The organism is Mesorhizobium zhangyense, from assembly GCF_011045115.1.
In the GTDB taxonomy this organism is placed as follows: Bacteria; Pseudomonadota; Alphaproteobacteria; order Rhizobiales; family Rhizobiaceae; genus Mesorhizobium_M; species Mesorhizobium_M zhangyense.
The window spans coordinates 45,491-65,736 of the sequence record NZ_JAAKZG010000002.1 but is presented as its reverse complement, the minus strand read 5'-3'; the positions used below and the strand labels follow the sequence as shown (position 1 = coordinate 65,736).

Below are 20,246 nucleotides of genomic sequence, written 5' to 3'. Positions count from 1 at the left end.
ACCCGACATGATAGGATTGACCATGACCGATCTTTACTCCCTGAAAAACAAGCGCGTCTTCGTCGCTGGCCATCGCGGCATGGTCGGATCGGCAATCGTGCGCAGGCTGAAGGACGAGGGTTGCGAGATTCTTACGGCAAGCCGCTCGGAACTCGATCTTCGGGACCAGTCGGGCGTGCGGCGCTGGATCGCCGAACGCAAGCCCGATGCCGTTGTTCTGGCCGCTGCAAAGGTCGGCGGCATTCTCGCCAACGACACCTATCCCGCCGATTTCCTCTACGAAAACCTGGTCATCGAAACGAATGTCATCGAGGCCTCTTTCCGCAGCGAGGTCGGCAAGCTGATCTTCCTCGGTTCCTCCTGCATCTACCCGAAATTCGCGCCGCAACCGATCCCGGAAGACGCGCTGCTGACCGGACCGCTCGAGCCGACCAACGAATGGTATGCCATCGCCAAGATCGCCGGGCTCAAGCTGTGCCAGGCCTATCGCCGCCAGCACGGCGTCGACTACATCTCGGCGATGCCGACGAACCTCTACGGCCCCGGCGACAATTTCGACCTGGAAAAGAGCCACGTCATACCGGCTCTGATGCGCAAGGCGCATGAAGCGAAGCTTGCAGGCGAGAAGCAGCTGACGATCTGGGGCTCCGGAACGCCGAAGCGCGAGTTCCTCCATGTCGACGACGCCGCCGATGCCATGGTTTCCCTGCTCAAATCCTATTCGGGCGACGGTCACGTGAATGTCGGCTCAGGCGAGGACATCGCCATCCTCGAGCTTGCCAAGCTGGTGGCCTCGGTTGTCGGCTTCGAAGGCGAAATCCGCAACGATCCGACCAAGCCGGATGGCACGCCGCGCAAGCTGATGGACGTTTCGCGCCTGTTCGAAACGGGCTGGCGGCCGAAATACGAGCTCAAAACCGGCCTGGAAGACGCTTATGCGTGGTTCCGCGAGCATGTCGAGAAGGGCGAAGCGCGGCTCAACGTCGCCTGAGCCGCCCACTCGCTAGAGCGGGTCAGCCCGCCCGGATCAGATCCGAAAGCTCTGACACCTTCTTTGCCAAAAGGGCGGTGTCGGCGCGGGTCTCGACATTGAGCCGCAGCAGCGGCTCGGTGTTGGACGCCCTCAGATTGAAGCGCCAGTCGTCAAATGCCATGCTCAGGCCGTCGATGGATTCGACCAGCGGGTTCTGAGGCAGGAAGCGCTCGGCGATCTTCTCCTGCGACAGTTTCGCGTCGGCCACGGTGAAGTTGATCTCGCCCGAACAGGGGAAGGCGGCGATGCGCTGCTCGACCAGTTCGGCAAGTGTGGCGCCGCTGGTCGACAGTTCGATGACGATCGCCAGCCAGGCCAGCATGCCGGAATCGCAATAGGCGAAATCGCGGAAATAGTGGTGCGCGCTCATTTCGCCGCCATAGACGGCGTTTTCCTGGCGCATCATGTGCTTGAAGAAAGCGTGGCCCGTCGGGCACGTCTTGGCCACGCCACCCGCCGCCGTCACCACATCGATAGTATTCCACGTCAGCCGCGGGTCATAAAGGATCGTCGAGCCGGGTGCCGAGCGCAGCATGGTCTGGGCGATCAGCCCGACCAGATAATAGCCCTCGATGAAGCGGCCGTTGTGATCGTAAAGGAAACAGCGGTCGAAATCGCCGTCCCAGGCGATGCCAAGATCGGCCCCGTGGTCGATGACCGCCTGACTGGCGCGGGTGCGCTTTTCCGGCAGCAGCGGGTTTGGAATGCCGTTGGGCAGCGTCGGATCAGGCTCATGGTCGATCTTGATGAACTCGAACGGCAGATGCTTTTCCAGGAGATCGATGATCGGGCCGGCACACCCGTTGCCGGCGTGGCAGACGATCTTCATCGGTTTCAGCTTTACGCCCTTGACCTGCTGCAGCAGCCTCTGGATGTAGGCCCCGCGATCGAGCAGGGGCTTCAGCGCTCCACGCGAGCCGTAGTCCGAAACGGCCGGAATGACCGTGTTCGACAGGACGAGCTTTTCGATGGCGTTCAGCGCATTTTCCCGCGTTGCAGCGGTCGCGCCTTCAAGCACCATTTTGAAGCCGTTGTAGTTTTCCGGATTGTGGCTGGCCGTGACCATGATGCCGGCGTCCGCGCCCGAATGCTCGGTGTGAAAATAAACCTCTTCCGTGCCGCATTGCCCCACTGGCAGGACGCTCACGCCACTGTCGAGCAGGCCCTGGGCGAGTGCGGCGGCAAATGCCGGGCTGTCCTGGCGCATGTCGTGGCCGACGACCACGGCGGACGGGTTGCGCAGGCTGGCGACTGCCTGCCCGAAACGGTAGGCGAAGGGAGCGTTGATCTCATCGGGAATCTGTCCACGAACGTCATAAGCCTTGAAAGGTGATTTCACGTCGTCTCCCCGACTATCCGCATATCGGCCAAATGCGGCCGGCCAGCCGTGTTAGAAAGGAAGCAGGCTTGATGCAACCGGTAATCATGGCTACTGGCTTTGTTGGCCGCATGACTTTGCATTACCTGGCCGACCAAAATGTGATCGCTGCCTTGCCCCCGGGCCTCAGGTCACGCCCTTTCACTTTCCGCCTGTTGAATGGCGGAACTCGGAACCCTCGATGGAGGCTTCGATCCTCAGCATTGTCATGCCCTGCCTGAATGGCATGCCGCACATTCGCGATGCGATCGAGTCGGTGACCTCGGCCATTCCCGCCGGAAATGTCGAGCTCATCGTGGCCGATGGCGGCTCAACCGACGGAACGCTGGAATTTCTGCGCAATGCGCCGGTGACGCTGATCGAAGGGCCGGACCGGTCGCTCTATGAGGGCCTGAACAAGGCGATCGCCAGCGCGCGGGGCGAATATCTCGTCTGGCTCAATTCCGACGATCTTCTTATTGCCGGCATGGCCGAGCTTTGGCGCAAGACACAGGAAAGCCGTGCCGACATCGGCACCGGAGAGGCCGAGATCGCGGTTGACGGCAAGCCGAACTGGAAGAGCGATCATCACGCCCGCGAGATGAGCATCGCATCGCTGCTGTTTGCCGTGCCGACCGTCAACAGCCGGATCATCCGCACGGGACTTCTGCGCGAAGCCGGGCCGTTTCGCTGCGATATCGGTTTGGGTGCCGACCGCGACATGATGCTGAAGCTGTTTCGCCTGTCCCGGAAGCGGATATTCCTGAATTCTGACGTCTACCGATACAATTCGCACAGCGGATCAAGAACGATGGGGGCGACATGGAAGTCCTATCAGGACGTCCACGACGCCAATCTGCAGATGGTGCGGGTGCTGCGCGGGGAGATGACCGGAAACGGCGACCGCGAGCTGATCGATGCATTCGAACTGGTTTCCACAATTGCCCGCGCCCGCGCCGAATTCTTTAACGGTGCGCCTATGGCTTCACTAGGCGGCGTTCTCAAGGCTTTTCGGGATCACCCCTCGCCTCGCACATGGTCCAGAGGCAAATCGCTTTATCTCGACAATCGGGGGCACGGTTCGGGCTGGTAAAGCCGGCAGCTTCGCCTGCCGCAATGGGAATCAGATTTGCCATCACCAACGCGTCCAGTATAGGTGAGCCCGCAAGACTTCTGCCGGCAAGGAGAAATAGCAGTTCATGTTTTTGCCAGTAATCATGGCCGGCGGCTCCGGCTCGAGACTTTGGCCACTGTCGCGTCACCTCTATCCCAAGCAGTTCCTTGCTCTTACCGGCGAACGGACGCTGCTGCAGGACACGGTGATCCGCCTTGAAGGCCTGGGCGCTGAGAGCCCGCTGCTCATCTGCAACGAGGAGCATCGCTTTCTGGCCGCCGACCAGATGCGCGCGATCGACAAGGAACAGGCGACGATCCTGCTGGAGCCGGTGGGCCGCAACACCGCGCCTGCCATAGCGCTTGCCGCATTGCTGGCGACGCAGCAAGGTCAGGACCCGCTTCTGCTGGTGCTCGCCGCCGATCACTTCATCCAGGATGTCGCGCGCTTTCAGGAAGCCATCCGGGCGGCCGTGCCGCTGGCCAAACAAGGCAAGCTGGTGACTTTCGGTATCGTGCCCAGCCGTCCCGAAACCGGCTACGGCTACATCAAGCGCGGTGGCGAAATCGGCGCGGGCTTCGCCGTGAGCCGCTTCGAGGAGAAGCCCGACCGAGAAACCGCAGAGAGCTATCTGGCGACGGGCGAGTATTACTGGAACAGCGGCATCTTCATGTTCCGCGCCAGCCGGTATCTGGAGGAACTCAAGCGCCACAACCCGGAAATGGTCGCGGCCTGCGACCGCGCGATATCGAACACGCAGACGGACATGCACTTCGTGCGCATCGACGCGGAAGCCTTCAAGGCATGCCCCGCCGACTCTATCGACTATGCCGTCATGGAGAAAACCTCGGACGCGGTCGTGGTGCCGCTTGACGCGCGCTGGAGCGATATCGGTTCCTGGTCGGCCCTGTGGGAAGTGCAGGAGCAGAATGCGGACGGCAACGCGTTCCGCGGTGACGTCATCTCTATCGGCAGCAAGAACAACCTTGTTCACGCGGAAGGGCGTCTGGTTGCCGTGATCGGCGTCGAGGACCTTATCGTCGTCGAAACCAAGGACGCGGTGCTGATCGCCCACAAGGATCAGGTCCAGAAGGTCAAGGACGTCGTCGAGCAGATCAAGTCCGATGGCCGCCATGAACATCTCAACCATCGCCAGGTCTACCGGCCATGGGGCCACTACGATTCGATCGATTTCGGCGAGCGCGACCAGGTCAAGCGCATCACGGTGAAGCCCGGCGCCAAGCTCTCGGTGCAGATGCACCACCACCGCGCCGAACACTGGATCGTCGTGCGGGGAACGGCCAAGGTCCACAAGGGCAAGGAGACGATCCTGCTCACGGAAAACCAGTCGACCTATATTCCTCTCGGCGAAATCCACGCTCTGGAAAATCCGGGCAAGATCGACCTCGAACTGATCGAGGTGCAGTCGGGCTCCTATCTGGGCGAAGACGACATCGTCCGCTTCGAGGACAGATACGGCCGGTCGTAAGCATCTGGCTTGGCGAATGGGGGAAGAACATTTCGAGCGAAAGCATTGCTGTCGCTCGAAATTGAGGCTTCCCACTTCGTCCGTAGGCGCATTTCACTCTGATTTTATTGACTAATTCCTTCTGTCGTCCAGCCTCGGCAAAATGACCAGTTCCGTTATCGGAACAAAAACCGGCGGTCTTTTTCCCCGCCTTTCGAGCGCAGCCGATACTTCGGGTCTCAACAATCGGGACCCGCCATCATGGAAAGCCTCAATCTCAATCTTCCGCTGCTTATGCCGTCGCAGGCGCAGAAGCATGTCACCCACAACGAAGCGCTGGTCGCGCTCGACGCCATCGTGCAGCTGGCGGTCGAGGACCGGAACCGCACTTCGCCTCCAGTCTCGCCCGCAGACGGCACCCGCCACATCGTGGCATCCGGCGCTACGGGCGAGTGGGCCGGCCACGCCGGAGAGATCGCCTGCTTTCTCGATGGCGGCTGGCGGTTCTTCGTCCCACGGGACGGCTGGCTCGCCTGGCTGGCCGACGAGGCGAAGCTGATAGTGCGGAAGGGCGGGGCCTGGCAAAGCGTCGTCGAGAACTTCTCCTCGCTCGGCGTCAACGCCACGGCCGACGCGACGAACCGGCTTGCGATCGCCAGCGCCGCATCGCTGTTCAGCCATGAAGGCGGCGACCACCAGCTCACGATCAACAAGGCCAATGCCACCGCACGTGCCACGCTGATGCTTCAGTCGGCCTTTTCCGGCCGCGCCGAAATCGGCCTGATCGGCGACAACGACCTCTTGTTCAAGGTGAGTGCCGACGGAAACAACTTCGTGGAAGCCGTCCGGGTCAACAATGCGACAGGCGACACCTGCCTGCGCAGCCTGAACTCCGGCCCGCTGGGCGGATTGCGCAACGCCATCATCAACGGCCGCGGCACGATCAACCAGCGCGGTTTTGCCGGCGGCGCGCTCACCGGCTATGGCTACGATCGCTGGAAAGCGGAAGGCACTGGCTGTTCGGTCACTGTTACGGCCGGGCGATTTTCACTTACCGGGGCCATCAGCCAGACCATCGAGAAATCCGGCCTGCCCGGCTCGGTCGTCACGGTTTCGGTCGATGCACCCAGCCGGAACATGACCGTGACGCTTGGCACGCAGACAGGCACCATTCCATCCGGAGCCGGCCGACGCCATATCACCCTCACGCTCGGCAGCGGAGAGGCCGACGACCTGAAGCTTACCCTTTCAACGAGTTTGGAAACCACATTCGCCGACGTGCAGGTCGAGCGCGGACCATGGCCTACGCCCTTCGAAACCCGCCCTGCGGCGCTGGAGGAGTTGCTGTGCAGACGCTATTTCGAGGTCGCTCACCCGGTCTTCAGCGGGGCTGTGGTCAGCGGCAACAGCTTCCGGGCAATCGCGCCCTACACCGTTGCAAAGCGGGTGGTGCCGACGACGACGGTCCAGGAGGTCGAATTCTCTTCGAACGTACCCACGACGGTGTCGTCCTATTCGATCAGCGGCCTCAGCCGGGTCACCGGCGCGCATGTCTATTTCGTGTCAACGGCCACGAGTTCGGCAGCGGGCGTGCAATTGAAAGTGTTTGCCAGCGCAGAGTTCTGACCCAATCATCGGCTCACAAATTGCCCGCCTGCGTACGACCGGACGCAGGCGGGACGCCGTCCGCGGCCGGCTACCACTAATTGGTAATGATGTCTTCAGGTGACAGTTGAAGTAATCTTTCTGCCAGGTAATTTCGATATGCGGCATCTTCTTTTGATTTCACACGGATCGTGTATTACTGCGACCAGCGGTAGAGTTCGGCGAGCGGATCGCCTTTTATGACAAGCATCGGGCATCGGGGAACTATGCGAAAAGTCGACGGCATGGAGGAAGCCAAGGGGACCTTTTGGAAGGCCACCTTGTCGCTCGCATTGTTCAGCTGCGTCATCAACCTGCTGATGCTGAGCGGCCCGCTCTTCATGCTGCAGATCTACGATCGCGTGCTTTCAAGCGGAAGCGTGCCTACGCTGGTCGCTCTCACCATCCTGATCTGTGCGCTGTTCGCCTTCATGGCGCTGATAGACGCAGTGCGGGCGCGCGTTTTCTCGCGTATAGGCGAGCGAATGGAAGAGGTCCTCCAGGCGCCAACCTTCCTCGCAGTCGTGCGCCGGACATGGCGCTCGCCAGACAAGGCCGGCGCCCAGCCGCTGCGTGACCTCGACACCGTGCGCAGCTACCTTTCCAGCGCGGGGCCGGCGGCCTTCTTCGATGTGCCGTGGGTTCCGGTGTACATCGCGGCCATCTATATTTTCCATCCGGTGATGGGCACTTTCGCGCTCGCCGCCGCCATCGTTCTCGTCATACTGGCGGTACTGACCGAACTCCTGACCAGCAAGCGGCAGATGTCTGCGGCAACGGCTTCCGAGGACGCTCATCGCTTTGCCGAGGAAGTACGCCGGCAATCCGAGATCGTCACGGTGCTGGGCATGAGCGGAGCGCTGAATGACAGCTGGCTCGTGCAGAAGGCCAAGGCGATGGGGCTGCACAGCGCGACAAGCAACCGCGCCACGATGCTGTCGTCGCTGTCGAAATCGCTGCGTTTGTTGTTTCAGTCGGGAATCCTGGCGGTCGGCGCATGGCTGGCAATCAAGCAACTGATCACGCCCGGCGCGATGGTTGCAGGCTCGATCATCATGTCGCGGGCGCTGGCCCCGATCGACCAGCTGATCGGCCAGTGGCGCATGATGATCGGCGCACGGCGTTCGTGGGCACGCCTCAAGGCACTGCTGAACGCAGACAAGCAGGCCGGCAATTCGCCGATGGCCCTGCCCAAGCCGGTGGGACGGCTCAGCGTTTCGGGACTTGCCTGCCTTGCTCCCGGAAAGCAGAAGCCGCTTGTTTCGCGCGTGCAGTTCTCGCTCGAGCCCGGTGCCGGCCTAGGCATTATCGGTCCATCCGGTTCGGGCAAGACGACGCTGACCAAGGCCCTGCTCGGCATCTGGCCGCATACCCAGGGAGACGTCCGGCTGGACGGCGCCAAATTCGACCAGTGGGACCGCGACACGCTTGGCAGGCATATCGGCTATCTTCCGCAGGATGCTGCCTTGCTGCCGGGAACGCTGGCGCAGAATATTTCACGTTTCGACCCCGATGCGACCCCGGACAAGATCATCGCTGCAGCCCAGCTCGCCGGCGTTCACGAACTGTCGCTCAGCTTCGAAAATGGCTACGATACCCAGCTCGGCATCGACGGCGTGCAACTGTCGGCCGGGCAGAGGCAGCGCGTGGCCCTGGCAAGGGCCGTCTATGGCGACCCCGCACTGATAATTCTCGACGAGCCGAATTCCAATCTGGATTCCATCGGCGATGCAGCACTCCACAACGCCATTCTGACGCTGCGCAAGAACGGCACCACCGTCATCGTCGTCGCTCACAGGCCGAGTGCCGTGAATGCGGTGGACCAGCTGCTGTTCATGGCTGATGGCACGCAGGTCGAGTTCGGGCCCAAGGAAGAGGTTCTGAAGAAGGTGACCCGTGTGGCCACCCCCCAACCTCAGCCTCAGCCGCAACCCCAACCACAATCTGCCGCGCAGAATATCTCCAAATTCAGCGTAGGTCCGGTGCGCGTATCATGAGCGTGACACAAAAATCGCTGCGCATGACGCAGATCTTCGGCGTTCTCGTCGTCCTCCTCCTCGTCGGCGGTGTTGGCGGCTGGGCGGCGACCACTGATATTGCCGGCGCCGTCATCGCGCGCGGCAAGATGTCGGTTCTGAACAACGCAAAGAAAGTGCAGCATCTTGAAGGCGGCATCGTCGCAAAGCTTGCGGTTCGCAACGGCGACCACGTCAAAGCCGGCGATCTTCTCATCCGGCTGGACGACACCGAAACAAAAGCCAACCTTGCCATCATCGAGTCGCAAAGGGACGAGTTCCTGATCGAGCGTGCGCGCCTCGAAGCAGAGCGCGACATGCGGCCGGCACTGGACCTGCCCGAGAGCCTGGCAGGCGACCAGAACAGCGGACGGCTGCAGACCATTCTCGAGGGGCAGCAGAAGCTTCTGACATCGAAGCTGGATGCGCTCGAGGGCAAGAAAAACCAGCTTGCCGAGCAGGTCGAGCAGATCGGCGGACAGATTTCCGGCCTCGAGTCCCAGTTCGCCGCCAAGCAGCGGCAGGTGGAAATTCTCGGCCGCGAGCTGGAATCGCTGCAGACCCTGCGCGCCAAAGGTCTTGTCGAGCAAAGCCGTATCCTGGCGCTCGAGCGGCAGGGCGCGATGCTGGACGGCGACATGGGCCAGATCCAGGCCGAGATAGGCCGCCTGCGCGGAACGATCAGCGAAACCAAGCTTCGCATCATCCAGGAAGACGAGGAGTGGCGCAGCGAGGCGCTGACCACGCTCGGCGAGGTGCGCGCCAAGCTGGCGACACTCGAAGAGCAGCGCACGGCGGCGGTCGCCAAGCTCAGGCGGATCGACATTACGGCCCCGCTTTCAGGCTATGTCCACGAGTCGAACGTCTACACCGTCGGCGGCGTGATCGGCTCGGGCGAGCCGTTGATGCTGATCATACCTGAAAGCGACGCTCTCATCGTCCGCGCCCGGGTCGGGCAACGCGACGTCGACAACATCCATATCGGCCAGGAGGTGCGGCTACGCTTCACCTCGCTTAGCCAGCGCGTCACGCCGGAACTGATGGGTGACGTCACCACCATCGCACCCGACGTGACCACCGATCAGGCCACCGGCGAGGTCTATTACCCGATCGAGATCACGCTGATCGACGGCGAGGTCAAGAAACTCGAAGGCATTCAGCTGAAGCCCGGCATGCCGGTGGAAGCCTTCATCCAGACCGGAATGCGCACGGCCCTGTCCTACCTGACCAAGCCGTTCACCGAACAGCTGCAGCACGCGTTTCGCGAGTAACTGCTGATGGCGTGGCTGCGCGTTACGCGGCTACGGCTCTGCTGTCAGCTCTCGGTCCGAAAATGCTTCGAAAGCTTCAGGCCCTGCGCCTGATAATTGGAGCCGAGATCGGTGCCGTAAAGCGCCTGCGGCCGCGACAGCATGTGCTCGTAGACGAGGCGGCCGACGATCTGGCCATGCTCGAGGATAAACGGCACTTCGTGGCTGCGCACTTCCAGCACGGCACGGCTGCCGGTGCCGCCGGCCTTCGAATGGCCGAAGCCGGGATCGAAGAAACCGGCATAATGCACGCGGAACTCGCCGACCAGCGGATCAAAGGGCGTCATCTCGGCGGCATGGCCGGGCGGCACATGCACCGCCTCGCGCGAAACGAGGATGTAGAATTCGTCAGGATCAAGTACCAGTTCGCCCGGGCCGCGCTTGTATAGCGGTTCCCAGAAATCATGCACGTCCTGCGCGGCGCGCTTGTCCACGTCAACGAGCCCGGTGTGATGCTTGCCGCGATAGCCGACCAGCCCATTCTTGTCGCCGTTGAGATCGATGGAAAGCGCGATGCCGCCGCCCGAAATGTTGGGCGTGTCGGAAGCGACCAGCGTCTCGGTGCGGTGCAACTCGTGCAACTCGGCTTCGGAGAGCAGCGCCTTGCCGGTGCGGAAGCGTATCTGAGACAGGCGCGAGCCGGTGCGGGCGATGATCGGGAACGTGCGCGGGCTGACTTCCAGATAAAGCGGCCCGGAATAACCGGCCGGTATCTTGTCGAATTCTTGGCCGTTGTCGGTCATGACGCGGGTGAAGATATCAAGCCGGCCAGTCGAGCTTTTCGGGTTGGCCGAGGCCGAGATCGTTGCGGGCAAAGCGAGACGCTCCAGCAGCGGCACGATGTAGACGCAACCGGTTTCCAGCACGGCACCTGCGGTCAGGTCGATCTCATGCAGCCGCAGCCGGTCGAGCTTTTCACTTACCTTGTGGCCGGGACCCGGCAGGAAGCTGGCGCGCACACGCCATGCCTTTTCGCCGAGCCTGAGATCGAGGCTTGCCGGCTGGATCTGGTCGTTGTCGAGCGGACGCGCCGCAACCAGCGCTCCCGACTGGAAAAGCGCTGCGATGTCCCGATCCGGAAGAATACCCGACTGCCGCAAACTTCTACTCCTGCGATGAAGGGGCGAGGTTTAACGATGTCCGGCATTGACGCAAGAAGGCACCGGGTCTAAAGGACCGTTATCCCGTGGTGATTTGGCCGGTCGGCTTGCAGCCACGTTAAACAAGTCGCTAAAGGGCCGTCTGTGGACCGGCATGCGACTTTTCGCGGCCGGTTTTTTTGTGTTTGGATCAAGGCTATGACGAACAAGAAGCAGAATTGGAAGCCCGCAACGCAACTCGTCCATTCCGGCGTTCTGCGCTCCGGTTTCGGCGAAACGGCCGAGGCAATCTACCTGACGCAGGGCTATGTCTACGACACGGCGGAAGCCGCCGAGGCCCGTTTCAAGGGCGAAGAGCCGGGCTTCATCTATTCGCGATACGCCAATCCGACCGTCGACATGTTCGAAAAGCGTATGTGCGCGCTGGAAGGCGCCGAAGACGCCCGCGCCCTGGCATCTGGCATGGCCGCCGTCACCGCGGCGATCCTGTGCAGCCTCAAGGCCGGCGACCATATCGTTGCCGCGCGTGCGCTGTTCGGCTCCTGCCGCTGGGTGGTCGAGACGCTGGCGCCGCGATACGGCATCGAGGCAACGCTGGTCGACGGCACCCAGATCGAGAACTGGGAAAAAGCGGTCCAGCCCAACACCAAGCTGTTTTTCCTCGAAAGCCCGACCAACCCGACGCTGGAAGTGGTCGACATCGCAGCGGTCGCCGCCCTTGCAAATTCGATCGGCGCGAAGCTGGTGGTCGACAATGTCTTTGCCACCCCCTTGCAGCAGAAGCCGCTCGAACTCGGCGCGCATATCGTCGTCTATTCCGCCACCAAGCACATCGACGGCCAGGGCCGCTGTCTCGGCGGCGTGATCCTTTCCGACAAGGAGTGGATCGACGAGAATTTGCACGACTATTTCCGCCACACCGGGCCAAGCCTGTCGCCGTTCAACGCCTGGACGCTGCTGAAGGGCCTGGAAACGCTGCCGCTGCGCGTGCGCCAGCAGACCGAGAACGCCGCCAAGGTCGCCGATTTCCTCGCCGGCCGGCCGGAAGTTTCGCGCGTCATCTATCCGGGCCGGGCCGACCATCCGCAGGCCGACATCGTCAAGAAGCAGATGAAGGGCGGCTCGACACTGATCTGCCTCGACCTCAAGGGTGGCAAGAAATCGGCCTTCGCCTTCGAGAACGCGCTGGATATCATCCTGATCTCCAACAATCTCGGCGATTCCAAGAGCCTGATCACCCACCCGGCCACGACCACGCACAAGAACCTGACCGACGAGGCCCGCACTGAGCTCGGCATCGGCGACGGCACGCTGCGGATTTCGCTTGGGCTGGAGGATGCGGATGACCTGCTCGAGGATATCGAGAAGGCGCTGAAGGCGGCGGGGTAAGGGCTACCGAAACACCCGCCCCGCCAGCACGACGCGCGACAGGGCGGTATAAAACGTCACCGCCGCGAAGACATAGGCGATGACCGCGAACCACGCCGGAAACAGGCAGAAGGCGACGAAGACGGCCAGCGTCTCCGTCGCCTCCGCCAGCCCGGTGGTGAAGAACAGCGACTTCTCTCCCCTCGCCTCGCCTTCCAACTTCCGCTTCTCGGCCATGATCGCGTAAGCGAGGAAGCTGGAGCCGTTGACGTAGAACGACAGCAGCAGCACCGCGCCGGCGACCGCATTGGCCGCCGGATCGGCGAGCACGAAGCCGAGCGGGATTGCGCCGTAGAAGGCGAAATCCAGCACGATATCGAGATAGCCGCCAAGGTCGGTCTTTCCGCGCACCCTCGCCACGGCTCCATCGAGACCGTCGCCAAGGCGGCTGGCAAGCAGAAGGACAAGGCCTGCCAAGAAATGGCCGTGGGCAATGGCCGCCGCCGCGGCAACGCCGACCGCGAAAGCAGAAATCGTCACCGCATTGGCCGACACGCCCGCCTGCGCCAGCCTGCCGCCAACGGCATCAAGCGCGGGATCGATGCGCTTGCGCGCCCAGCCATCCAGCATATTGGAATCTCCGCCTCCGATTCACCCAATAGACGCGAAATCCCGCCTTGCGGAAATCACAATCGCGCGGTTTATCGCTCAGGGTTGTTGACCTGCCGGCCATGTCGGCGGAACCTTGTTCGAGTTGGAGTACCAGACATATGTACAGCGCCATCACGCGCGACATCGAGGTGAGTGTCGAGCCTTTCTATCTGGAGGAACGCTCGGACCCCGCGCAGAGCCGTTTTGTCTGGGGCTACCGCGTGACCATCGCCAACCAGTCGGAGGAGCTCGTGCAGCTTCTGTCGCGCTACTGGCACATCACCGACGGTCTTGGACGCGTGGAGGAAGTGCGCGGCGCCGGCGTCGTCGGCGAGCAGCCGGAACTAAACCCCGGCGACAGCTATCAATACATGTCCGGCTGCCCGCTCAACACGCCATCCGGCATCATGGTCGGCCGCTACACCATGCGGAACGCGCGCGACGAGATGTTCGACGTCGATATCCCGGCGTTTTCGCTGGATTTGCCGGGGACGAAGCGGACGGTGAATTGAGGCATTTTCGGGCAGGTTTACGCTGCCCCTCATCCCCCTGCCGGGACCTTCTCCCCGTATAGGGACGGGGAGAAGGAGGAAGCTCCAACGCTGACGCCCCCTCTCCCCGTCCCTATACGGGGAGAGGGTAAGGGTGAGGGGCAGCGCCGAGACCTCAAGCCTCCGCCGAAAACTCCGCCGGCTCGAACTCATACGCCTTCGAGCAGAATTCGCAGTTCACGCGGATGACGCCGTCTTCGACGCTGTCGGTGATCTCCTCGGCGGAAAAGCCGTCGAGGATGCCGCGGATCTTTTCGCGCGAGCAGGAGCATTCATCGCGTATCTCGATAGGCTCGAATACGCGGACGCCGTGCTCGTTGAACAGGCGGTAGAGCAGCCGCTCGGCCCCGATGGTCGGGTCGAGCAGTTCGGTGTGGTCGACAGTCGCCACCAGCGCCAGCAGTTCCTGCCATGCATTGTCGGTGACTTCCTGCGCGTCCGCGCCCGGGTCGCCGTCGCCGCCGTGAAGATCGGGCATGCGCAGGCGCTCCGGCGCCTTGGGCAGGAACTGCGCCAAGAGCCCCCCGGCTCGCCAATGCTCGCGGCGGCCGCCTTCGGCCGGCAGCACCAGCTTGCCGACCGACAGTTTTACGTCGGTCGGGATCTGCTCCGACTGCCGGAAATAGATCTTCGCCGCCTCTTCCAGAGTCGTACCGTCGAGCTGGACGATGCCCTGGTAGCGCTGCGTATGGGCGCCCTGGTCGATGGTGAGGGCCAGAACGCCGCTGCCCAGCAGCGTCTCGGGCTTATCCTCGCCGGCATCAAGCAGCGCCTGCAGCCTCTCGGCATCGAAACGCGCATAGGCGCGCAGCGAATGCGGCGTGGTGAAATCGGCAACAAGCATATCCACAGGCCCGTCGGTACGGGTCTGCAGGATGAACTTGCCTTCGAATTTCAGCGAAGTGCCAAGCAGAACGGTGACCACCACCGCCTCGGCCAGCAGCCGGGCGACGGGCTCGGGGTAGTCGTGGCGCGCCAGTATCCGGTCGAGCAGCGGCCCGAGCTGGACCATGCGGCCGCGTACGTCGAGCGGGCCGACCTCGAAAGGTACGACATTGTCATCACCGGCAAAGCCGAATTCGCCAAGCTTGCGTTCCGTGTCAGCCACCAGACCAAATCCCTTTTACAGTCTCGGACAGGCAAGACTCATTGCCCGGAAACCGCTCGTTCAAACGACAGTTTAATGTGATCTGCCCCAGATAGGCATGCAAGCCTTCCGGATCAAGCTTTCACAGATGATGCGCGTGTCCCAGCTCGAAGAGACTGTTTGATAATTCGCCCTGCCGAGGCATATGGCGTGGTTTTCGAGAACCGGAGCGGAGCGTACATTTAGGTACGTGAGCACCGGAAGCGCAGAAAACCGTGTCAGATGACCGGCGGGGTAGAATTTCCAAACGGTCTCTAAGCGCCGAGGCACCAGGCGAGCACAGCCTTCTGCGCATGCAGGCGATTTTCGGCCTCATCGAACACTACGGAGTTCGGCCCGTCGATGACCTCGTCCGTCACTTCCTCGCCGCGATGCGCCGGCAGGCAGTGCATGAACAGGGCGTCAGGCTTGGCGCGCTTCATCAGCGCCTCGTTGACCTGATAAGGCTGGAAGATGTTGTGGCCGCGGGCGCGATGCTCCTGGCCCATCGACACCCAGCAATCGGTGACGATCGCATCGACACCTTCCACCGCCTGCTCGGGGCTGCGGGTGAAGTTGACCGTGCCGCCATTGCCTGTGGCCCAGTCGATATATTTCTGCTCCGGCTCGCTGCCTTCCGGCACCGCGACATTGAGGTTGAAGCGGAAGCGGGCCGAGGCCTCCAGCAGCGAATGCAGCACATTGTTGCCGTCGCCGACCCAGGCCACCGTCTTGCCGGCGACCGGTCCGCGATGCTCCTCGATGGTCATCACATCGGCCATCAGCTGGCACGGGTGGGTGTCGTCGGTGAGGCCGTTGATGACCGGGATCGTCGCGTTTTCGGTCAGCTCGAGAAGGCGCTCATGCGACGTCGTGCGGATCATGATCGCGTCGACATAGCGCGACAACACCTTGGCGGTGTCGGCAATGGTCTCGGAGCGGCCGAGCTGCATTTCGGTGCCGGTGAGCATGATCGTCTCGCCGCCGAGCTGGCGCATGCCGACATCGAAGGAAACGCGCGTGCGGGTCGATGGCTTGTCGAAGATCATCGCCAGAACCTTGCCTTCCAGCGGTCGCGAGCGCTCGCCGGCCTTCAGGCGTCCCTTGCGCGCGACGGCATCGTCGAGAATGCCGCGCAGCGTCGTGTCGGAAACGGCGGAAAGATCGGTGAAGTGGCGGATACCACTGGTCATAGCAAACCCCGGAGGTGTTGTTTCAGCTCATGCGGCGGCTTCGGACAAGCCCTTGGCGGCAGCGCGGATGCGCGACAGCGCTTCGCGGATCTCATCGTCCGTGACGGTCAGCGGCGGCAGCAGGCGCACGACATTGTCGCCGGCTGGCACGGCAAGCATTTCTTCCTGTCGCAGTGCGCCATTGACGGCGGTGTTGGATGCCTTGCATTTCAGGCCGAGCATAAGCCCGGTGCCGCGCACGCTTTCGATGATTTCGGGAAACTCGTCGGAAATCGAGGCCAGCCCCTGCTTCATCAGCAGCGCCTTGCGCTTGACCTCGTCGAGGAAGCCGTCTTCCAGCACAACGTCGAGCACGGCGTTGCCGACCGCCATGGCGAGCGGATTGCCGCCAAAGGTCGTGCCGTGCACGCCCGGCGTCATGCCGACAGCCGCTTCGTCCGTCGCAAGGCAGGCGCCAACCGGAAAGCCGCCGCCGATGCCCTTGGCGATTGCCATGATATCGGGTGTCACGCCGGTCCATTCATAGGCGAACAGCTTGCCGGTACGGCCGATACCGCATTGCACTTCGTCGAAGATGAGCAGCAGGCCGTGCTGGTCGCAAAGCTCGCGCAGGCGCTTCAGGAACGCCGTCGGCACTTCGCGGATGCCGCCCTCGCCCTGGATAGGCTCGATCAGGATCGCCGCCGTCTCGGGCGTGATCGCCTTCTCGACCGCCGCGATATCGCCGAAGGGCACCTGGTCGAAACCATCGACCTTGGGGCCAAAACCTTCGAGATATTTTTCCTGGCCACCGGCGGCGATGGTTGCCAGCGTGCGGCCGTGGAATGCGCCCTCAAAGGTGATGGTGCGGAACTTTTCCGGGTGGCCGCTGACATATTGATAGCGCCGCGCCGTCTTGATCGCGCATTCCAGCGCCTCCGCGCCCGAATTGGTGAAGAACACCTTGTCGGCGAAGGTGGCTGCGACCAGCCGCTCGCCAAGGCGGCGCTGACCCGGAATCTCATAGAGGTTCGACGTGTGCCAGAGCTTGCCGGCCTGCTCGGTGAGAGCGGCGACGAGATGGGGATGGCCATGGCCGAGCGAATTCACGGCGATGCCGCCGGCGAAATCGAGAAAGCGTCGGCCGTCTTCCGCAACCAGCCAGGAACCCTCGCCCCTGTCGAAAGCCAGGGGTGCGCGTGCGAAAGTCTCGTAAAGCGCCGAACCGCTCATTATATGCGTCTCCGGGACCGGAAAATCAAAAAAGCCGCCTCAAGCGGCGGCCTTAACGGGCATATTTCGTTTCCGGTCACAAAGTCAACGAAAACGTCGCGCAGAAGCGCGCGGCAGACAACTTGGCCCAATAAGCTGACTTTGTTGCGGCAAGTTGTTGAAAACCCAAAAAACCGATTCGTGTGGCACCCCGGACTCTTGTCACCGAGTCAGCCGATAAGGTAGTTTGAAGTCTAGAAATAACCAGATTTGGTGCGGCAAACCCAATCACCCGAATATATGTGGTGTCACCCGAGCATTTGTCGGGACGGGAATGGATTCCGGAAGGTCGCACGCACAAGCAGGAGCATGCTCTCATGAACTGGACTGACGAGCGAGTGGAAACCCTCCGCAAATTATGGGCCGAAGGCCTTAGCGCCAGCCAGATCGCCGCCCAGCTTGGCGGCGTCAGCCGCAATGCCGTCATTGGCAAGGTCCATCGCCTGAAGCTTTCGAGCCGCGGCCGCTCGACGGCTGCACCTGCCCGCCAGAAAAAGACGGTGCACGCATCGACCGGCGTCAAGACCGCGCCGCGCGCCACGACCACCACGCGCACGGTGACGACCTCAATCGGCGCCACCGCGCTGCAGACGCAGTTCGACGCCGAGCCGGTGGCCCGCCACTATCTGCGCCCTGTCGAAAACGTGGTCGTCCCGATCTCGCGGCATCTTCAGCTCGTCGAGCTCAATGAGCGCACCTGCAAGTGGCCGAATGGCGACCCGCTGACGGAAGAATTCCACTTCTGCGGCAACGACGCCGCCGAGACTGGCCCCTATTGCAAATATCACTCGAAGATCGCTTTCCAGCCGGCGTCGGAGCGGCGGCGCAGCCGCTGATAGGGAATAGAAAGCAGCGCAGCAGTTCCAAGGCGCGCAAGCGCCTTCCCTATTCACTACTCTCTACTCACTTTCTTCTCACTACTCCCTTTTTCACAGCCAGCCGTTCTTGCGAAAACGCCAGTAGAGGAACGCGCAAGTGGCAGCGATTGCCGTCAGCACTATCGGATAGCCGTATTCCATCCTCAGTTCCGGCATGTCATTGAAATTCATGCCGTAGATGCCGGCGAGCGCTGTCGGCACCGCCAGAATGGCGGCCCATGAGGCGAGTTTCTTGGAAATCGCCGTTTCCTGACTCTGGCCGACCAGAAGGCTCGCCTCAAAGGCGAAAGCCAGCACCTCGCGCAGGCTGTCGATCTTTTCCTGCACGGTGCGGATATGATCGGTCACGTCGCGGAACAGCGGGTGCATAGCGGCGTGGATCTGCGGCAGGTCCGCACTTGTCAGCCGCCGGCAGACCTCGACCAGCGGAAGGGCTGCATTGCGCAGCCGCAGAAGATCGCGGCGCAGCATGTAGAGCCGTTCGATCTCGGCGGCGAGCATCGGCTTGAGCAGAACCTTGTCCTCGATCTCCTCGACCTCGTCCTCGATCTGCTCCAGCACCGGCATATAGTTGTCGACGATGAAATCGAGGATGGCGTAGAGGACGAAGTCCTCGCCCTTGGCCAGCGAATGCGGGCAGCTTTCCCAGTGCTGGCGAACGGTGGCGTAGGAGGTCGACGGACCGTGCCGGACGCTGACGATATAGCCCTTGCCGACGAACAGGTGCGTTTCGCCGAAGGTGACGCGACGGTCGATCAGTTGCGCCGTGCGGGCAACGATGAACAGCGCATCGCCATATTGCTCGATCTTCGGCCGCTGGTGCGGATGCTCGGCATCTTCGATCGCCAGCGCATGAAGATTGAACTGCGCCTGTACGCGCAGCAGAAGTTCGCGGCTGGGCTCGAGAAGGCCGATCCAGACGACATGGCCTTCTTTGGCTGCCCACTCACCGGCCTCCTCGACCGGAATGTCGGCGACGCGCTTGCCCGCGGCATAGACGCTCGAGGCAACGATACCAGCCTCCGCCGGGGCGGGCGCGAATTTGCGGACATGATCCATCACCACCTCCCGAAGGCCAAGCCTTCACTGCGTGATGAATGCGCAGGTCGGTCAGCTTAGCGCAATTTTGCGGAAGGTTCGAGGGAGGAGCGTGGTTTGTCGGTGCGGTTCGAATTCAGCAACGGGTGGGAAGTGGACGCCGGCTGTCTTGCCAATCCTCTTCCCCCACGTTTGATGCCAAGAGATGCTCAGACCGCAGAATATGCCTGCTTGAGAACACTCCAATCGAACTCACGTGCCCAATCGGCAAAACTGTGCCAACGGACTTCTGGGAAATCCTTGTGCAACGCGGCGATATCGACATCGTAACCGACGCGGTCGAACCATTCGAACATAAGAGCCGCATCCTCGCTTTGCTGACGCATCGCGGCGATCGGAAGCTCCTGGTAGTTGATCGGACGACCAAGTGCCTGCGACAGGATCTTCGCCTGCTCCTCGCCGGACAACTCATGACCGGCGAAATCGAAACGTTTGCCGAACACCTGCTCGCGCCGCTCTGCCAAAGCCGTGGCGAAGGCGCCAATGTCGGCCACGGCTACCAACTGAAGGACGCGCTGGGGCGGCATTGCGAAGGCATGCGTGCCCCTGCGCAGAGCGTCGATCGACCACGGCGCGACAAAATTCTCCATGAAGGCGGCCGGCGCGCTGATGGTGTAGGGGATGCCCAGCCCGGCGATATGCTTCTCAACGAGATATTTGCTTTCGAAATGCGGGATGCCCGTCTTCTTGTCGGCATCGGCGACGGAAGAATAGATCAGATGTCCGACGCCGGCAGCCTTCGCCGCATCGGCGGCCATGATCCCCAGCCGTGCCTCCTCTTCGGTTCCAGCCTCGTAGCTATTGCCCATCAAAAACATGGTATCGACGCCATTTGCGCCCTTCAGGACGGATGCTGCGTCATCGAGATTGCCTGCCACGACGTCGACGCCCGCGGCGGTCAGTTGCCGCGCTGCATCACTATCCGGCTTTCGGGTCAGCGCTTTGACTCGATGTCCCTTTGACAGCAGTGCGCGCACGACGGCGCCTCCCTGCTGGCCGGTGGCGCCGATAACCAGAACGGTTCGTTTGGTAGTCATGTCCTTGCTCCTTTTGTTTCTGCTGGAACAAAGTTAGGGCCTGCCATATTGA

The 20,246-nt window shown here is 62.1% G+C and carries 17 protein-coding genes and 1 riboswitch; of the genes, 9 read left to right on the top strand and 8 right to left on the bottom strand.

Annotation, left to right across the window (positions count from 1 at the left end; translation table 11 throughout):
* Positions 1-22 precede the first annotated feature (22 nt).
* Positions 23-991 carry a GDP-L-fucose synthase gene (gene fcl, locus G6N74_RS03935; protein WP_165114643.1) on the top strand — a complete coding sequence of 323 codons (969 nt, stop codon included), beginning with the start codon at positions 23-25 and terminating at the stop codon, positions 989-991.
* A gap of 22 nt (positions 992-1,013) precedes the next feature.
* Here fcl and G6N74_RS03930 read toward each other — a convergent pair whose 3' ends face one another.
* Entirely contained in the window at positions 1,014-2,372 is a 1,359-nt protein-coding gene (locus G6N74_RS03930; RefSeq protein ID WP_165114640.1) for a phosphohexomutase domain-containing protein, read from the bottom strand.
* Between the two features lie 220 nt (positions 2,373-2,592).
* Between G6N74_RS03930 and G6N74_RS03925 the strand changes: the two genes are divergently transcribed.
* From G6N74_RS03925 to G6N74_RS03905, 5 genes are all read left to right on the top strand, one after another.
* Positions 2,593-3,483: a glycosyltransferase gene (locus tag G6N74_RS03925; protein ID WP_165114637.1), complete on the top strand. Its 891-nt coding sequence runs from the start codon at positions 2,593-2,595 to the stop codon at positions 3,481-3,483.
* Between the two features lie 106 nt (positions 3,484-3,589).
* A complete protein-coding gene (locus G6N74_RS03920) occupies positions 3,590-4,993 on the top strand; it encodes a mannose-1-phosphate guanylyltransferase/mannose-6-phosphate isomerase (protein WP_165114634.1) in 1,404 nt (467 codons plus the stop codon).
* A 240-nt stretch (positions 4,994-5,233) separates the two neighbouring features.
* Complete coding sequence (locus G6N74_RS03915; RefSeq protein ID WP_165114631.1) at positions 5,234-6,598, top strand: DUF2793 domain-containing protein; 1,365 nt, start codon at positions 5,234-5,236, stop codon at positions 6,596-6,598.
* Between the two features lie 245 nt (positions 6,599-6,843).
* Complete coding sequence (locus G6N74_RS03910; protein ID WP_165114628.1) at positions 6,844-8,613, top strand: type I secretion system permease/ATPase; 1,770 nt, start codon at positions 6,844-6,846, stop codon at positions 8,611-8,613.
* Positions 8,610-9,902: an HlyD family type I secretion periplasmic adaptor subunit gene (locus tag G6N74_RS03905; protein ID WP_165114625.1), complete on the top strand. Its 1,293-nt coding sequence runs from the start codon at positions 8,610-8,612 to the stop codon at positions 9,900-9,902. Before G6N74_RS03910 ends, G6N74_RS03905 begins: the two co-directional genes overlap by 4 nt.
* A 44-nt stretch (positions 9,903-9,946) precedes the next feature.
* Here G6N74_RS03905 and G6N74_RS03900 read toward each other — a convergent pair whose 3' ends face one another.
* Complete coding sequence (locus G6N74_RS03900; RefSeq protein ID WP_165114623.1) at positions 9,947-11,041, bottom strand: 2'-deoxycytidine 5'-triphosphate deaminase; 1,095 nt, start codon at positions 11,039-11,041, stop codon at positions 9,947-9,949.
* Between the two features lie 76 nt (positions 11,042-11,117).
* Positions 11,118-11,195, top strand: a riboswitch (SAM riboswitch).
* 44 nt (positions 11,196-11,239) lie between these two features.
* Here G6N74_RS03900 and G6N74_RS03895 point away from each other — a divergent pair.
* On the top strand, positions 11,240-12,430 hold the full coding sequence (locus G6N74_RS03895) for an O-succinylhomoserine sulfhydrylase (RefSeq protein ID WP_165114621.1): 1,191 nt from the start codon (positions 11,240-11,242) through the stop codon (positions 12,428-12,430).
* 3 nt (positions 12,431-12,433) lie between these two features.
* On the opposite strand, the gene G6N74_RS03890 is transcribed toward G6N74_RS03895, so the two are convergent.
* Complete coding sequence (locus tag G6N74_RS03890) at positions 12,434-13,039, bottom strand: CDP-alcohol phosphatidyltransferase family protein (protein ID WP_165114618.1); 606 nt, start codon at positions 13,037-13,039, stop codon at positions 12,434-12,436.
* 140 nt (positions 13,040-13,179) lie between these two features.
* Between G6N74_RS03890 and apaG the strand changes: the two genes are divergently transcribed.
* The gene (gene apaG, locus G6N74_RS03885) at positions 13,180-13,572 is read left to right on the top strand and encodes a Co2+/Mg2+ efflux facilitator ApaG/CorD (RefSeq protein WP_165114615.1); all 393 of its coding nucleotides are present in this window, start codon (positions 13,180-13,182) and stop codon (positions 13,570-13,572) included.
* Positions 13,573-13,726: 154 nt separating this feature from the next.
* Here the strand turns inward: apaG and G6N74_RS03880 are convergent, their stop codons facing one another.
* The 3 genes from G6N74_RS03880 to G6N74_RS03870 form a co-directional block, all read right to left on the bottom strand.
* A complete protein-coding gene (locus G6N74_RS03880) occupies positions 13,727-14,719 on the bottom strand; it encodes an Hsp33 family molecular chaperone (protein ID WP_165114612.1) in 993 nt (330 codons plus the stop codon).
* A gap of 293 nt (positions 14,720-15,012) precedes the next feature.
* Complete coding sequence (gene argF, locus G6N74_RS03875; protein WP_165114609.1) at positions 15,013-15,930, bottom strand: ornithine carbamoyltransferase; 918 nt, start codon at positions 15,928-15,930, stop codon at positions 15,013-15,015.
* A gap of 27 nt (positions 15,931-15,957) precedes the next feature.
* Complete coding sequence (locus G6N74_RS03870) at positions 15,958-17,142, bottom strand: aspartate aminotransferase family protein (RefSeq protein WP_165114606.1); 1,185 nt, start codon at positions 17,140-17,142, stop codon at positions 15,958-15,960.
* Positions 17,143-17,498: 356 nt separating this feature from the next.
* On the opposite strand from G6N74_RS03870, the gene G6N74_RS03865 reads away from it, so the two are divergent.
* Positions 17,499-18,017 (top strand): GcrA family cell cycle regulator, encoded by a 519-nt coding sequence (locus G6N74_RS03865; protein ID WP_165114603.1) that lies wholly within the window; start codon positions 17,499-17,501, stop codon positions 18,015-18,017.
* A gap of 93 nt (positions 18,018-18,110) precedes the next feature.
* On the opposite strand, the gene G6N74_RS03860 is transcribed toward G6N74_RS03865, so the two are convergent.
* Together G6N74_RS03860 and G6N74_RS03855 are read right to left on the bottom strand one after the other, a co-directional pair.
* On the bottom strand, positions 18,111-19,118 hold the full coding sequence (locus G6N74_RS03860; protein ID WP_165114600.1) for a magnesium and cobalt transport protein CorA: 1,008 nt from the start codon (positions 19,116-19,118) through the stop codon (positions 18,111-18,113).
* Between the two features lie 188 nt (positions 19,119-19,306).
* Complete coding sequence (locus tag G6N74_RS03855) at positions 19,307-20,194, bottom strand: NmrA/HSCARG family protein (protein WP_165114597.1); 888 nt, start codon at positions 20,192-20,194, stop codon at positions 19,307-19,309.
* Positions 20,195-20,246: the final 52 nt, after the last annotated feature.